The organism is Pirellulales bacterium (genome assembly GCA_019636335.1).
Taxonomy (GTDB): domain Bacteria; phylum Planctomycetota; class Planctomycetia; order Pirellulales; family JAEUIK01; genus JAHBXR01.
In genome coordinates this window covers 494,983-511,168 of the sequence record JAHBXR010000001.1, presented here as the reverse complement: position 1 = coordinate 511,168, position 16,186 = coordinate 494,983, and the positions used below count along the sequence as shown (strand labels likewise).

The window sequence follows — 16,186 nt, the reverse complement described above, 5'->3', positions numbered from 1 at the left end:
GGCGACATTATGGAGCGGAACTGCAAACAGAGCAAGGTTTTTCTGTCAAACTTAACAGTGTCCCCAACCTGAGGGAGTGCCCCCGAGGAGGACGCTTCAATAGGGCGGCGCGTCGCCACCGGTTCCTTACTCCGCTGAGGCGCGTTCCTTCGCCGGCAAGGAGAACTGCTGAAAGAACTGCCACATCAGCTCGCTCGCGTCGACGTTCGTCACCAGTTTACCGGTGCCCAGCCCCGCCGTAATGTCGGCGCCGCCAGGCCAGGTGTGCCCCCCATCGGTGAGCTCGTACAGTTCCACCGGCGCGCCCTTCGCGCCGGCGTCCGCGCGGGGCAGATACCTTCGAATCACGACGTCGGAGCTCTCCTGCACTTCGGGACGCTCGACGTCGCATTGATTCGCCCGACACCACCAGGCGATCGTGTCGGGTACGGAGCGGTGGTCCACCTTCAGCAGGCCGTTGGGTCCAAAACCGCCTGAAAATGGGACATTTCTGTCCTGCCGGCCGTGAAAGTGAAGGACGGGCACGCCACGATCTGGTACCGGGCCGTCTACCCCCAGGGTGCCCGCGACCGGGGAAATCGCCGTGATGCGATCCGGCAGTTCGCACGCCAGACGATAGGCCAGCATCGCGCCATTGCTGATCCCGGTGGCATAAATCCGGCGAGCATCGAGGGAGTATTGCTTGCTCAAATCATCGAGCAGCGCGGCGACGAAACCCACGTCATCGATCTGCTTGTCGACCGCGTAAGCGCAGCACGAGCCGGCGTTCCACGTGAGCAATTTGTGACGCAGCCGGCCGCTCCCCTCCGGGTAGACGACCAGGAAGCCGTGTCGGTCTGCCACCTCATTCATGCGAGATTGGCGCCGCGCCGCGTCGGCGTTGCCACCCCCCCCATGAAAGTTCAACACGACCGGCAGCGGCTGCGTGCCATCGTGCCCTTCGGGCACGTGGACGTAGTAGTAGCGGTCGCGGTCGCCGTGGCGCAATTGATGTTCAACGTCGCGATTCAAGATCGAGGCCTCGGCCTGAAGTCGGGAGTGTCGCAACAGCGCCAGGCCCAAGACCCCGGAGCAGGCGACGGCGATGATGAAAATGGCGGCACGCCAGGGCAAGCTGCGCCGGCGAGTCGCCTCGGCATCGTAGTCGGAGCGAGCGTAGCCCGGCATGACGTCATCTTCGGGTTGCGATCCACTCGGGGGGGCTGCCGCGACGGCATCACCGCGATGCCGCTCAGCATACACGACGTCGACAACGCCAGAATAGCGCCGCGCTGCGGAAAGAACGGTCATTTCGCCGATAGAGCCGTGGACGGGTTGCGTCACCAGCATGTGTAGAACCGTGAAGAATGCCGCAAAAACCCACGAAAATGTTGCTTTCCGGGCAATGTCGACTATGCTGGTTTCCTGATGTCGATGCTGCAATGATCGGGCGATATTCAATTCGCATATTGCCCGATTGGTATGAGGCCGAGGACGCGATCGAATACGGATACGTCGCGGTGGCGCGCGTCGTTCTGGCGATCATTTGGGAGCGATCGAGGTCGCTCTCTCACGCACCTGAAGATTCGCTCTCCTGCCGAGCGATCGGTACGCAACTCCCCTGCACCGCTCAGCATCGACCTGCGCCGGTCGAAGAGGCAACTTCCCTGCGCATGGTTCGCTGTGCGCGGGGCAAAGAGAAGAAGTGGGGCAAGCCGCGGTTTGGATTCATCCGTTGTCTTCTTCGGCGTTGCGCCGGTGGATAGGTGTACGTGACAGCGCGTCGTGCAAACGCGGGCTCGCCTGGTGACGGCCAACAAGCCGAGCCTGTCGTTCACTCGGAAAACTCCGTCAGATCGTTCCGCCCGACTCTCGAAAACTTCGACTTCTACGTCGCCAATCCGCTCGGACTTTGCGATGCGGGGCCGGCTATTGCCGCGGCACGCGCCGGTGGCGTGGGGTTGCTCGATCTCAGTTTCTGTCGCGACGGCGAGCTTGTCCGTCGCGAGGCGGCTCGATTGCGCTCGGCCACCGACGGTCGGGTTGGCCTGATCCTCGACGCGAGCGATGAACATCTTGCCCACGATGCTCTCGCCGCGATTGGTTCCTGTGATCTCGTCGTCGTCGCACCTTACCCCTATGGAGCGAATCTCGGTCCCGAGGCGGCGGATCGCCTGTGCCCCTGTCTCGACCAAGCCCGGGAAGTCGCGTCGCGCGTGGGCATGGTCGTCTCGTGCGAGCAGCAGGCTCACTGGGCCGCCGAGCACGGGATCGATTTGCTGCTGGCCAAGGGGCACGAGTCGGGCGGCTGCGTCGGTGACGAGACGAGCCTGATCTTGCTACAACGCCTGCTCGCGCGGCAGCAACTCCCCATCGTGGTTTGGGGGGGGATCGGCCGCCGAACGGTGGCCGCGGCGTTTGTGGCCGGCGCGCACGGCGTCGTGCTCGACTGGCAACTCGCCCTGACGAGCGAATCACCAATCCCCGCCCCGTTTCGGCGGCGTCTCGCGCAGATCGATGGCAGCGAGACCGTGGCGCTCGAAAGCCCAGCCGGGGGCCAATTCAGGCTCTTTTCGCAGCCCGGCTACACCGCCGCTGCGACGCTCGAGGGGGTGGCCGATCGCCTCTTGGCCGCGCCATCGTCGCAGGCCGACGTGGCGGGCGCCGCCCACGAGTGGCAGCAGGCCATCGCCGTCGGGCTCAGCCAACGGTCCGAGCGGGAACGTATCTGGGCCATCGGTCAAGATGCCGCCTTGGCAGTTTCCTGGTCGCGTGAAGTGCAATCGATTGGCCAGGCGTTGCGCATGCTGCGCCGCGATTTGCGCAAGTCGGTCACGGCAGCGCGGCGTCAATCGGCTGTGCGTCCTGGCAACCCGCTGGCCGAATCGCATGGGACGGAGTTCCCCGTCGTGCAAGGGCCGATGACGCGCGTCAGCGACGTGCCGGAGTTCGCCCAGGCGGTTGCCGAGGCGGGGGGCCTGCCATTTCTCGCCCTGGCACTCATGTCCCCCGAGCAGGTTCGCAAATTGCTCGAAGCGACCCGTGATCTGCTCGGTCCGCTTCCCTGGGGCGTGGGCGTCCTGGGCTTCGTCGATCGTGATCTGCGGGCGCGGCAATTCGCCGTTATCGAAGAGGTGCGTCCTCCCTTCGCGGTGATCGCCGGGGGGCGCCCCGACCAGGCCGCCTCGCTCGAGGCCCGCGGCATCACCACCTATCTGCACGTCCCCTCCCCCGGCATGTTGTCGATGTTCCTCTCCGAAGGGGCACGGCGCTTCGTCTTCGAGGGACGCGAATGCGGGGGACACGTCGGTCCGCGCAGCAGCTTTGTGCTGTGGGAGAGCATGATCCAGGTGCTGCTCGACGCCCCCTTGTCCCCCCAGCAGGCCGCGGACGTTCACGTACTCTTTGCCGGTGGTATCCACGATGGGCTCAGTGCGGCCATGGTCTCGGTGCTGGCCGAATCGCTCATCGAGCGCGGCATGAAGGTGGGCGTACTGCTGGGAACTGCCTACCTGTTCACGCACGAAATTGTCGCCTCGGGGGCCATCGTCGAAGGCTTTCAACAAGCAGCCATCCAGACCGATCAAACGGTCCTGCTCGAGACGGGCCCCGGCCATGCGACACGCTGCGCTCGGACGGAGTTTTACGACGCCTTCCTGACCGAGAAACGCCGTCTCAAGCAAGAGGCGGTGCCCGCCGAACGCATTCGCGAAGAGCTCGAGCAAATGAATCTCGGCCGTTTGCGGATCGCCTCGAAGGGGGTCGCACGCAAAACGTCTCCTCCCCCCGGCGAGAGTCCCTACGCGCACCTTCCGCCCGACGAGCAGCGGCGCGAGGGAATGTACATGATCGGCCAGTTGGCGGCGCTGCGCGATCACCGCTCCACCTGTCGCGAACTGCACGAGGACGTTTGCCTAGGCGCCCAGCGACTCCTGGCCGCGGGCGAACGAGAGGAACCGCACCAGGTGGCCCCCACGGCCGACGCTCCGCCGACGCTCGACATCGCGATCGTCGGCATGTCGTGCCTCTTTCCCGGCGCCGAAGACCTGGTTTCCTACTGGCGCAACGTGATCGAGCGGCGCGATGTCGTCCGCGAGATTCCGCGCGACCGCTTCGAATGGGAACGCTGGTTCGATGCCGACCGCTCGGCCGAAGACAAGATCTACAGCCGTTGGGGTGGCTTTCTCGACGACGTCGAGTTCGATCCGCTGCGCTATGGCGTCCCGCCGGCGGCCCTTCGTCAGATCGAGCCCATGCAGTTGCTCACGCTGGTGCTCGTCGATCGCGCGCTTCGCGACGCGAGTTACGATCGCGAGAACCCTCACAAAGAGCGCACCAGCGTCATCTTTGGCGCGGGGGGAGGCATTGCCGAGCTTGGCACTGGCTACGCCGTGCGGGCAATGATGCCGCAGATCGCCGAAAACTCCAGCCCCGCGGTGCTCGACGCGCTCCCCACCTGGTCCGAAGACAGCTTCGCCGGCATCCTCATGAACGTGGTTGCCGGACGCGTGGCGAATCGTTTCGACTTCGGCGGCGTGAACTTCACGGTCGATGCCGCGTGCGCGTCGTCGCTGGCCGCGATCTATCTCGCCTGCCGCGAGTTGGTCGAGCGCACGAGCGACATGGTCGTCTGCGGCGGGTGCGATACGCTGCAGAGCCCCTTTACGTACCTCTGTTTCGGCACCGCCGGGGCTCTTTCGCCCACGGGGCGCTCGCGCACGTTCGACTCCCAGTCCGACGGCATCGCCATTAGCGAAGGGCTGGCCGCGGTCGTGCTCAAGCGGCGCGAAGATGCCGAACGGGATGGAGATCGCATTTACGCCGTGATTCGCGCGGTGGCGGGCGGTTCGGATGGCCGCAGCAAGGGCATGACCGCGCCTCGCATGGAAGGCCAGCTTCGCACGCTGGAGCGCGCGTACGCCCAGGCACGCTTCAATCCCGCGACTGTCGGGTTGTTCGAAGCACACGGCACCGGCACCGTCGTCGGCGATCAGACCGAGTGTCGCGCCCTGGGGCGATTGCTCACTTTGGCAGGCTCCGCAGCGCGGCAGGCGGCGGTCGGCAGCGTCAAGTCGATGATGGGTCACACAAAATGCACCGCCGGCGTAGCGGGCGTCATCAAGTCGGCATTGGCGCTCTACTATCGGGCCCTGCCCCCCACGATGCACGTCGAACGCCCCAATCCCGAGGCAGGCCTCGTCGACGGCCCCCTTTACGTCAACTCGCAGTTGCGTCCCTGGATTCGTAGCGAGCATCCCCGTCGCGCGGGCATCTCGTCGTTCGGCTTCGGCGGAACGAACTTTCACGCCGTGCTCGAGGAATACGCGGCGGCCGCCACGCCGACCCCGCCCGTGGCACGCCGTTTCCGAGAAGCCGAATTGTTCCTGCTGGCCGACTCGACACCAGCCGGACTCGCACGTCGCGCGCAAGGATTCGCCAAACAAGTCCGCGCGGCCGTCGAAGCCGGCGCCGAAGTCGATCTGCCGAACCTCGCCTTCACCTGGCACGCGCGTCAGGCAAGTGCCAGTGGCGTCTACAGGGCAGCGGTCGTCGCGCCGAATGCCGAGCAATTGGCCGTACAACTCGACGTGCTTGCCGCGCATCTTTCCGTGGCGACCGGTGCTGGGCCGCCGGCATTGCCCCCCGGCGTGTTCTATTCTTCGACTCCGTTGGCAGACTCGGGCAAGATCGCCTTCCTCTATCCGGGGCAAGGTTCGCAATTCGTCGAGATGTTGCGCGACCTGGCGCTTGACTTCAGCGACGTGAACAATGCCTTTGCCCGGGCCGATGGCGTTCTGGCCGGCTCCTACGATCGCGCACTGAGTCGCTATATCTTCCCGCCCCCCACGTTCGACGACGATCAGCGCCGGCTTGCGGCCGAAGAACTCAAGGCGACCGACGTCCTGCAACCGGCGCTCGGCGTGTGTGATTGGGCCCTGCACCGCTTGCTCGACAGCTTTGGCGTGCGTCCCGAGATGGTGGCCGGTCACAGTTATGGCGAACTGGTCGCCCTCTGTGCCGCGGGCACGATCGACGAAGAGCAACTCTATCGCCTCTCTTTAGCGCGTGGCCGTGCCATTGCCGATCTGGCGCGGGAAGGCGAAGGACGCGAACTGGGGCAAATGCTCGCCGTGCGCGGCTCGGCCGAACAGGTCGCCCAGGCGATCGGCGATGTGGCCGAGGTCTGGCTCGCCAACCTCAACAGTCCTCGACAAACGATCGTCAGTGGAACCGCGGCGGGACTTGCCGAGGCGGCTCGACGCTGTGACGCGGCCAGGCTGGCGACCACTCCTATTCCCGTCGCCTGCGCGTTTCACAGTCCGTTGATGGATCCGGCCCGCGAGCGCTTCGCCACCGATCTGGCCGCGTGCGACTTTGCGCCCCCGCAGTTGGCCACGTTCAGCAACGCCACCGCCACGCCGTATCCCGGCGAAGCCGCCGCAGTGCGAGAACTGCTGATGCAGCATCTCACCGGCCAGGTGCGCTTTGCCGACGAGATCGAAGCGATGTATGCAGCCGGGGCGCGAATCTTCGTCGAGGCCGGCCCCGGGCGGGTTCTCTCGCGACTCGTCGCCGAGATCCTTGGCGATCGTCCCCATGTCGCCGTCGCCACGCAGTTGTCGAATCGCGCCGGCTATAGCGAATGGCTGGCGGCACTCGCCGAGATCTACGCGCAAGGCGTCCCGGTCGATGCCGAGCGATTGTATGCGGGTCGCCAGGTCGAGCTTATCGATCTCGCCTCGCTTGCCAGCCAGGTCCAGCGTGCCCCGGCGCCACACGTGTGGCTGGTCAATGGCGGCTATGCACGACCCTCGAGCGAACCGCCGCGCGTCCTGCAGCCACGGGCGCGATTGGTAGATCTCCATGCCACGGTTACGGAGACAACGGTCCCCGTCATGCAGAAGCCCACGCCCGAATCGGTGTCCGCAACGCAAACGCCTACCCCCGCGCCGGTTCCTCCCCCGGCGCCCTACATGGTCGCGCCGGCGAACATGCCTGCGCACGTCGTGGCGGGAGCCGTGCCAGCCACGACCGCCGGTCCGGTTGTGAGCAGTCCGGCCTCGCTGAGCGTGCCCCCCGAGGCGCTGGCCGACTTCCAGGACACGATGCGGATGTTCCTGCGTACGCAGGAATCGGTACTCTCGGCGATGTTCGGCGGTGGTGCGATGCCGGCGCCGGCGGAATCGCAGACGTATGTATCAGTGGCGGCCGTGGCACCGCCGGCGTTTGCCCCCCTGCCCCCCTCGGGCGAACGGGCCGCATCGGTGCCCGTCGCAGCACCACCGGCCACACCGGCCCCGCAACCAGAACCTGCCCCGGTGATCGCCGCGCCGCTACCAGTGGCCCCGCCTGCCGCCACGCCAGCCACACCGCTACCAATGGCGGCCGATCTGCCGCAATTGCTCGTCGACATTGCCAGCGATCGCACGGGCTATCCCGCCGACATGTTGCCGATGGAGGCCAACCTCGAGGCCGATCTCGGCATCGACTCGATCAAACGGGTCGAGATCATCGGCGCGTTCCGCCGTGCCGCGGTGCCGCAAGTCGAAGAGCCGCCCGCCTGGTTCATGGAGCGCGTCAGTGGCGCCGCGACGTTGCGCGACATCCTGGCGGGGGTCGAGCAACTCGCCCAGGAGACGCAGGGGAACACACCGGCGACGGCCGTACAGGAAAAGCTGCAAGAAAGCCTGGTCGTCGTGCAAGGCCACGATGGCGCGAGCGCACACGATGAGTCGAAGTCCCCCGAGGAGTTGACGACCCTCCTCGTCGGCGTCGTCAGCGAACGCACCGGTTATCCGGCCGACATGCTCGACCTCGAGGCCAATCTCGAGGCCGACCTGGGCATCGATTCCATCAAGCGGGTCGAGATTATCGGCGCGTTCCGCCGTGCAGCTGTGCCCGCGGTCAAGGATCCTCCCAGTTGGTTCATGGAGCAGATGAGCGGCGCCACCAGCCTCCGCACGATCGTCGAAGGGGTCGTGCGCTTGTCGAGTAGCGGCTCGGCTACCGTCGCGGCCAAGGCTGCACCGGCAACAACTCCCACGCGGACGGCGGCCCCCACGGCCCCCGCCGCATTGCACTCGAATGGAAACGGCACGAACGGCCATTCGCACGCGCCGCGCGAGCGATCCGCCACCTGTCCGCGCTGCGTCGTAACTTCGGTCGAGGTCCCCTTCGATGCCGACGGAGGGCTGGCCCTGCCGCCGGGACTGGTGCTGATCACCGACGACGGGCAAGGCCTGGCGGCCCAACTGGCGCACGAAATTGCCCAGCGCGGTGGCCGTGCCGAGATCCTGCCCGGCGACACCCTGGCGAGCCGCGAAGCGGCCGAATCGGACGTGGCCGAGTTGCGTCGCCGCCATGGCCAGATCGGGGCGCTCTTGCACCTGGCGCCCCTCGCGGCGGCACCCGAATTTCCTGCCCTCGAACGGGGCGACTGGAACAACTTCTATCGCCGCGAAGTGCGCGGGCTGCTGTTCTTATTGCAGGCGCTCGCGCCGGAGCTATCGTCGAACGATTCGGCCGGTTTCCCCGTGCTCGCCGCCAGCCTCGGCGCCGGTGACTTCAATACGCCCGGCGATGCAACTCGCCCCTGGCGCGGCGGATTGGCTGGCATGCTCAAGACGGCCGCCAAAGAATGGCCCACCGCCTCGTTCCGCACGGTCGACTACGACGCGGCGCCCGACGTCGCGTCGCTTGTGCGGGAGCTGCTCGCCGCCGGACCGGTGGAAATCGGCTATCGCCAAGGCAAGCGTCTCACGCCACGCCCCCTGCATCGCGAACTGACGGAAGAAGGCACCTCGCCTCCCACTCTGACGCTCGATCGCTCGCATGTGGTGCTGCTGGCCGGCGGCGCTCGCGGTATCACCGCCCAGATGGCGCGCGAGATCGCCCATGCGACGCAGGCCACGCTCATCCTCGTGGGCCGTAGCCCTATGCCAGCCGAACATGAAGACCCGGCCACGGCCGGAGCCACCGACGCCACCGCCCTGCGGCAGGCGCTCTTGGCACAACTGCGGGCCGCCGGGGGTACGGTCTCCCCGCGCGACGTTGAGCATCGCCTGCGCCGCCTGCTCGCCGATCGCGAGATCCGCGAAACGCTCAACGAGCTGCGGGCCCAAGGCTCGCGTGCCGAGTATATCGAGTGCGACGTGCGCGATCGCGCCGCCTTCGCCAAGGCGCTGGCCGATTGCCGTGCCCGGCATGGCCGGCTCGACGTGGTCGTGCATGGGGCCGGCGTGATCGAAGATCGGTTGATTCGCGACAAGGCGACCGACTCGTTCGACGCCGTCGTCTCGACCAAGATCGATCCGCTCCTCACGATCGTGGGAGAGCTCGATGCCGCCCACGTCGGCGCGCTCGTGCTTTTCTCGTCGGTGGCCGGATTCTTCGGCAACGCCGGGCAATGCGACTATGCCGCCGCCAACGAAATCCTCAACCGCGTGGCCCGACGTTTGAACGATGTCTGGCCCGGCCGCGTCGTGGCGCTCAATTGGGGTCCCTGGGCGGGCGCCGGCATGGTCACGCCCGAGGTGGCCCGCCAGTTTGCGGCTCGCGGCGTGAACATGATCGCTCCGGCCGCCGGAAGTCATGCCGCCGTGCGTGAATTGCTGTTTGGTCCGCGGCACGACTGCGCCGTGATCTACGGCGCCGGGCCCTGGGTCGATCAGGACCAGGCCACGCTCGATCTCACTCCGGCGGAAGTGATTGAAGCCAGCACGCCGTTGCTCGCGGCCGGCCGGGTTCGTCGGCTCGAAGATGGCGGCATCGAGGCCGAGTTGACGCTCGACGTGGCCGAGTTGCCCCTGCTGGGCGATCACGTGATCGACGGTCGCGCCGTGCTGCCGGCCGCCCTGGCCTTGGAGCTGATGGCCGAAGCTGCTCAGGCCGCCGCGCCGACCGGCTGGCAGGTGACCCACGTCGAAGACGTCCGCATGTTCGCCGGCATCGTTTTCCAAACCCCCGAGCGCAAGCTGGTGGTCGAAGCAACGCCCCTCTCGCGCGACGATCGCGCCGGTCAGTGGCGTGTCAGAATCTTCGACGCCGCGCAGCGCAAGCGGCCCCACTACCAGTCGACCGTGCGCATCTCGCTCGATCGTCCTATGCCCCCGCCGGCGCCGCAGTTGGCGCGCATCGGTACCCGCTTCCCGCTCGACACCGTGACCGAGGCGTACGATCGCTGGTTGTTTCACGGCCCGTTGTTCCGCGCGATTGCCGAGTTGCCAGGGCTCGACATCAGCGGCGTCGATGCCATCTTCCAACCGAGCAGTCCGCGGCAATGCCTGGGGCGCGAGAGTGCCCCCAGTTGGTTGATCGATCCGGTCGTGATCGATGCCTGCCCGCAGTTGGCCATGCTCTGGTCGCGCGCCACCTTCGACACGTCGCCGCTGCCGAATCGGGTGGCCGTGTATCACCGCTTTGGACCGCTGTCGGGCGGACGCCTCGAGGCACTCTTCCGCCTCGATCCCAGCACCAACGAAAGCGCCTACAAGGCCGATGTGTGGCTGCTGCGTGACGGCCAGGTAGTCGGCCTGCTTCAAGGGCTCGAGGGCGCAGGCACCGCGGCGTTGAACCGCATTGCCGGGAGCGTGTCGCGATGAGTTCTCCGCCCGCCGCACGCTCTCCCGTGCGGACACCCGAAGATATCGCCATCGTCGGCATGGCCTGCTTTCTGCCCGGGGCCGATTCGGCTGGGCGATTCTGGCAGAACATCGTCGATCGCGTCGACGCCGTGGGAGATCCCCCCGCCGACTGGCAGCCCGATCTGTTTCTGAACCCGGCCGATCCGACTCGCTCGTACACGGGTCGGGGCGGATACCTGCGCGACCTCTGCCGTTTCAATCCCGCGCGCTACGGCATCATGCCGAGCAGCATCGAAGGCTCCGAGCCCGATCATTTTCTCGCCTTTCGCGCCGCGGTCGAGGCCCTGGCCGACGCCGGCTACCCGCAGATTCCGCTGGTGGCGGAGCGCACCGGCGTGATCCTGGGGCGCGGCATCTTCATCAATCGCGGCCTCGTGACGATGATCGCGCAAGGCTACATGATCGACCAGGTGCTCGAGGTCTTGCGCCAACTCGAGCCGCACCGCTCGGAAGAAGATCTCTTGCGGTTGCGCGATTCTCTCAAGGCGCACATGCCCCCCTTCAACGCCGAGACAGTGCCGGGCCTGACGCACAATGTGCTCGCCGCGCGGATCGCCAACCGGCTAAACCTGCAGGGTCCCACCTATACGGTCGACGCGGCATGTGCCTCGGCGCTCCTGGCGGTCGATCAATCGATCCGCGAGCTGCGCGCCGGGCGCTGCGACGCCGTGCTGGCCGGCGGAGTGCAGGTCTCCACGCCGGGACTCGTCCACAAGGCGTTCAGCTATCTCGGGGCGCTCAGCCGCAAGGGTACGCCGGCCCCCTTCTCGGCCGATGCCGACGGCACGCTCTTGGGACAGGGGTGTGGCGTGATCGTGCTCAAGCGGCGGAGCGACGCCGAACGCGATGGCAATCGCATCTACGCGCTCTTGAAATCGGTCGGTGTCTCGTCCGACGGCAAAGCGCTCGGCCTGCTGGCCCCGCGCCAGGAAGGTCAGGAACTCTCGATTCGCCGCGCGTACGAGCAGTCGGGCTGCGATATCGCGTCGGTCGGTCTCATCGAGGCGCATGCCACCGGTATTCCGTTGGGCGATGCCACGGAGATTCGATCCCTCTCGGCCTGCTTCGGTACGCGCCAAGGGCCGAAGCCGAACATCGCCGTCGGCAGCGTCAAGTCGATGATTAGCCATTTGATTCCGGCCTCCGGCGCCGCCTCGCTCATCAAGACGGCGCTCGCGCTCTATCACCGCGTGCTACCGCCGATGCTGCACGCCGAGCGGCCAAATCCCGAGTTGGATATCGATTCGACGCCGTTCTACCTGAACACCGAGCCGCGTCCCTGGATCCACGGCGATCGCGAGACGCCGCGCCGTGCGGCGATCGATGCCTTCGGTTTCGGCGGCATCAACGCCCACGCCCTGCTCGAAGAACACCCCGCAGCGGACGAAGCCACGCTCACGCGACTCGAACGGCGCTGGCCCGCCGAGTTGGTGGTGATCTCCGCCGCGGATCGTGCGGAACTGGCCTCGCGCGTCGAGCAGATTGCCATCTGGCTCGATCAATCTTCGGGCATCGAGCTGCTCGATGTGGCCGCTTCCGCCGCGTGCTTGTCCGGTCCGGCAAAGCTCACCTTGGTGGCGCGCGATCTCGACGATCTGCGCAAGAAGCTCGCCGCCGCGTCGCGCTATCTGGCCGAGCCAGACCGTACGAAGATTCAGGATCGCAGCGGCATCTTCTGGCAGGCCGAGCCGCTGGCCGCCACCGGTCGCGTCGCCTTCGTCTTTCCTGGCGAAGGGGCCCAGTACACCGGCATGCTAGCCGATCTGTGCCGGCACTTCCCCGAGGTCCGCCGCGAGTTCGATCTGACCGATGCCGCCTTCGCGCGGAGCACGTTCGGGCAGCCGCTGAGCCGGCTGATCTTTCCCCTGCCGAGCGAACGCGAGTCGGCCGAGAACGATCTGCTCGCCCTCGGCGGAGCGGTCACTTCGGTCACGCTCGCCTCGCGCGGATTGCTGGCGTTACTGAAAACGTTGAATCTGCGCGCCGATTCGATCATCGGCCATAGCAGTGGCGAATTCGGCGCGTTGCTGGCCGCCGGCGCGATTGCGCCGGCGAGCGACGACGAGCTGATCCAGGTCCTGGCCGATGGCGCGAACAACGCCGTGGCGCTGGCGCGCTCGGGACGTGTCCCCCCGGCCGTGTTGACCGCCGTGGGGGGCGCCGACCCCCAGGCCGTGGCCCAAGTGCTCGCCAGCTCGAACGGCAAGCTCCGCGTGGCCATGGACAATTGTCCCAGCCAGGTCATTCTCTCCGGCGATGAGTCTGCCACCGAAGCGGCCCTCGAACAATTGCGCGGCAAGGGAGGCCTCTGCGAACGTCTCCCCTGGGGTCGGGCGTATCACACCGCCGACTTTGCCCCCGCCGTCAGCATCATCGAAGAATATTTCGACTCCGTTCCGCTGGCCGAGCCGACCGTCGAGATGTGGTCCTGCTCGAGCGCCGGTGTCTATCCCCGCGAGGTGCCCGCCGTACGCAACCTGGCCATCGAGCAGTGGAGCACCTCGGTTCGCTTCCGCGAAACGATCGAAGCGATGCACGCCGCGGGCATCCGCATCTTTGTCGAGGTCGGACCGCGCGGCAATTTAACGAACTTCATCACCGATACGCTACGTGGAAAGCCGCACGCCGCGGTGCCGCTCGATGTGCAGCGTACCGATGGGATCACGCAGCTTTGCCGCGCCGTCGGCATGCTCGTGGCGCACGGCGCGGGACTCGACGTCGAAGCGCTTTACCGCCGACGCGCCCCGCGGATCGTCGATCTGCTGGGCCAGCCCGTGCAGGCGCCGCCGGAAGATCCGCCGCTGCGTCTCGACTTGCCCACCCTTACGCTCGATTGCGAGACGATCGAAGCCTGGCGCGAGCATTCACCCGCGGTCCCGCTCCCACCGATGACAAGCAAGCCTCTGGAAACTCCGCCGGCGGCGCCGGCGATGCCTACCATCAGTCCGGGCGTTCCTCCGGTGGCGGTATCGGCTACCGCAACGCCGTCGCGCTCTGCCCAACTCACCTCTGCCGGGCCAACGCCGCATAATCCCGTCGCTGCAACGGCGATGGACGCGCGGTTGCGCGCCTACGCCGACTACCAGCAGACGATGCGGCAATTCCTGGCATTGCAGCAGAAAGTGATGACGGCCGCGGCGACTCAAACGCCCGCTGCCATTACCACTCCCCACATGCAGCCCAGCCTGCCGATGACGCCCGTGCCGCCCCCCCCCAGCAGCGAAAACGGCATCCACGCAGACCGGCCTGTCACCAGTGCGTCGCCGATTGTGCCGGCAATCGCTCCGACTTCACCTGCCCCCGCCGCGCCGGTAGTGGCCAAGGCTCTAGCGACGAATGGCAACGGCGCCTCGGCGCCACGCGTCTCCATTCCACAAGCGGCGTCTGGAACGGCCTCGACCGAGTCGCCTCTCGTCGATCAGGCCTCGATTCTCGACCGCTTGGTACGTATCGTCAGCGAACGTACGGGCTACCCGGCCGAGATGCTCGATCTCGATGCCAACATGGAGGCCGACCTGGGCATCGATTCCATCAAACGTGTCGAAGTGATCGGCGCGATCCGGCGCGAGGCGCTCCCCAAGAGCGCCGATCCCCCCGAAGCCGTGATGGAGCGCCTGACCGCCGCGCGCACGCTGCGCGAAGTGGCCTCGGGCGTAGTAGAACTCTCGGCCCGTGGCACAAAGTCCGCTGCCCCGCGCCCAGCCGGCGCCCCCCTTGCTACCTCGGCTGTGGCGGTGTCTACGACGCCCGCGGCCCCTTCTTCGACGGCCGAGCAGGTCGAGTCGCCCGAGCTATCGGCCGAGGTCGCGCTTGCCGTGTCTCCTTTCCCCTTTGTCGAGGCGGTGCTCGTCCACGAGCCGGGCCAACGACTGGTGGCCGACTGCGAGTTGGACGTCGAGAAACATCGCTTCCTGCAAGATCACACCTTCTTGGGACGCAGGCTTTCGGCCGACGAACCCGATCTGATCGCCCTGCCCGTGCTGCCGATGGCCGGCATGCTCGAGTTGTTGGCTGAAGCGGCGGCGCGGCTCGTGCCGGCCTACCAGGTCGTGGCCATGTCCGACGTCCGCACGTTGCGCTGGGTCACGTTCGAGAGCGACACCCGCCGCTTGCGCATCGAGGCCAACCGTACGGACGAATTCACCGTCCGCGTCGCGCTTTACGAGGCCGACGTCGAAGGAATGGCCGCCGCGATTGCGGAAGGGACCGTCGAGCTAGCGCCGACATCGGCGTCGCTCGGTACACCTCAAGTGGCCGATCGCGCTCGGACTTCTGTCGACTGGGCCGACGACATCTACGGCTGGATTCTCTTCCACGGACCTGCCTTTCACGGGGTCGCCAGGCTCGAATGCTGCGATGCGGACGCCGTCCGGGCCACGGTCCACGAACCCGACGCCACGCGGTTGTTCGCCTCGGCCGATCCGCCGGCCCTGTGCGTGCCAATGGCCCTGATCGACGTGGCGACCCAGGTCCCCGGCATGATCTACGGCCGTTGGCACCCCGACGACTCCGAAGTTCACATGGTCTATCCCAACAGCTTCGAGCGTCTCGAATTCACCGAGCTTCCGCCCGACGAGCCGCTGACCTGCGTGGCCACCGCTCGCCGCGAAGGCCAGCATCTGCTCACCGATCTCGAAGTGAAAACCGCTCGCGACGAAGTCGTGCTGCGCATCATGGGACGTCGCTGCCAGGTGGTCGATTTCCCCACGCCGATCCATCACCAATCGAAGTCGCCCACTGAAGTCACGTGCAGCCGCGCCATCTCAGATCTCTTTGCCGGCGTGCCGGGCATCGAAGATTGCGTCGTGGCTGAAGTCGCCCGCATCCAAAATCCCGTGCTCATGGAACGGCTCTGGTCGCAGGTCTTGGGGCGCATCATCCTGGGGCGAGAAGAGCGGCGCATCTTTCGCGAATTGAAGACGCCGCCGCGCGAGACGGCTTCGTGGCTGATGGGCCGCATCGCCGCCAAGGATGCCGTCCGACTGCGAGCCCGGACTCCCCTCTACCTGGCGGACGTGGGCATTCTGCCTGACGAATTCGGCCGGCCGCTCGTACGCCTTTCGCACGGCGATGCGCCGCACGTGAGCATCTCGCACAAGGGGCTCGAGGCGGTCGCCGTGGCCGCCGGCGCCGGCAGCTTCCGCGGAGCCGGCATCGACATGGAATTGGCCAAACCCATGCCGCCGGAACTGGTCGAAGACACGTTTACCACGGCAGAGCGCGCCCTGCTCGACGCCGCGGCGGCTGCCACCGGCGAGTCGCCCGACTTGTGGTACCTCTCGGGCTGGGCGGCCAAAGAATCGTTCGGCAAGGCCTTGGGGCGCGGAGTGATCGGCGGTCCACGCACAGTCGCCATTCAGCAAATCGACGCGCCGCGTGGCACGTTGTGGATGGATCTGCACGGCCCCATGGCCGAGGCGTTTCCCGAATTCGTTTCCACACCGAACCGACCGGTCCGTCTAGCGGCCCACCGTCGCATCCGCGAGAATCGCGTCATCGCATTGTGTCTGCTCCCGCGCGAGGTCTGAGGCCCCGCACGCCGTTCGAGCAGGCTCCCGGCAAAT

At 66.7% G+C, this 16,186-nt stretch carries 3 protein-coding genes; 2 read left to right on the top strand and 1 reads right to left on the bottom strand.

The features are described 5' to 3' along the window. Nucleotides 1-126: 126 nt before the first annotated feature. Entirely contained in the window at nt 127-1,167 is a 1,041-nt protein-coding gene (locus KF708_02030; GenBank protein MBX3411468.1) for a hypothetical protein, read from the bottom strand. Nucleotides 1,168-1,751: 584 nt separating this feature from the next. Here KF708_02030 and KF708_02025 point away from each other — a divergent pair. Beyond that, the gene (locus KF708_02025) at nt 1,752-10,580 is read left to right on the top strand and encodes an SDR family NAD(P)-dependent oxidoreductase (GenBank protein MBX3411467.1); all 8,829 of its coding nucleotides are present in this window, start codon (nt 1,752-1,754) and stop codon (nt 10,578-10,580) included. Beyond that, a complete protein-coding gene (locus KF708_02020) occupies nt 10,577-16,150 on the top strand; it encodes a polyketide synthase dehydratase domain-containing protein (GenBank protein ID MBX3411466.1) in 5,574 nt (1,857 codons plus the stop codon). Before KF708_02025 ends, KF708_02020 begins: the two co-directional genes overlap by 4 nt. Nucleotides 16,151-16,186: the final 36 nt, after the last annotated feature.

Bases quoted from the DNA above. Each gene is read 5' to 3' on its own strand.
- KF708_02030 (MBX3411468.1), bottom strand. From the start codon at position 1,167: ATGCCGGGCTACGCTCGCTCCGACTACGATGCCGAGGCGACTCGCCGG.
- KF708_02020 (MBX3411466.1), top strand. From the start codon at position 10,577: ATGAGTTCTCCGCCCGCCGCACGCTCTCCCGTGCGGACACCCGAAGAT.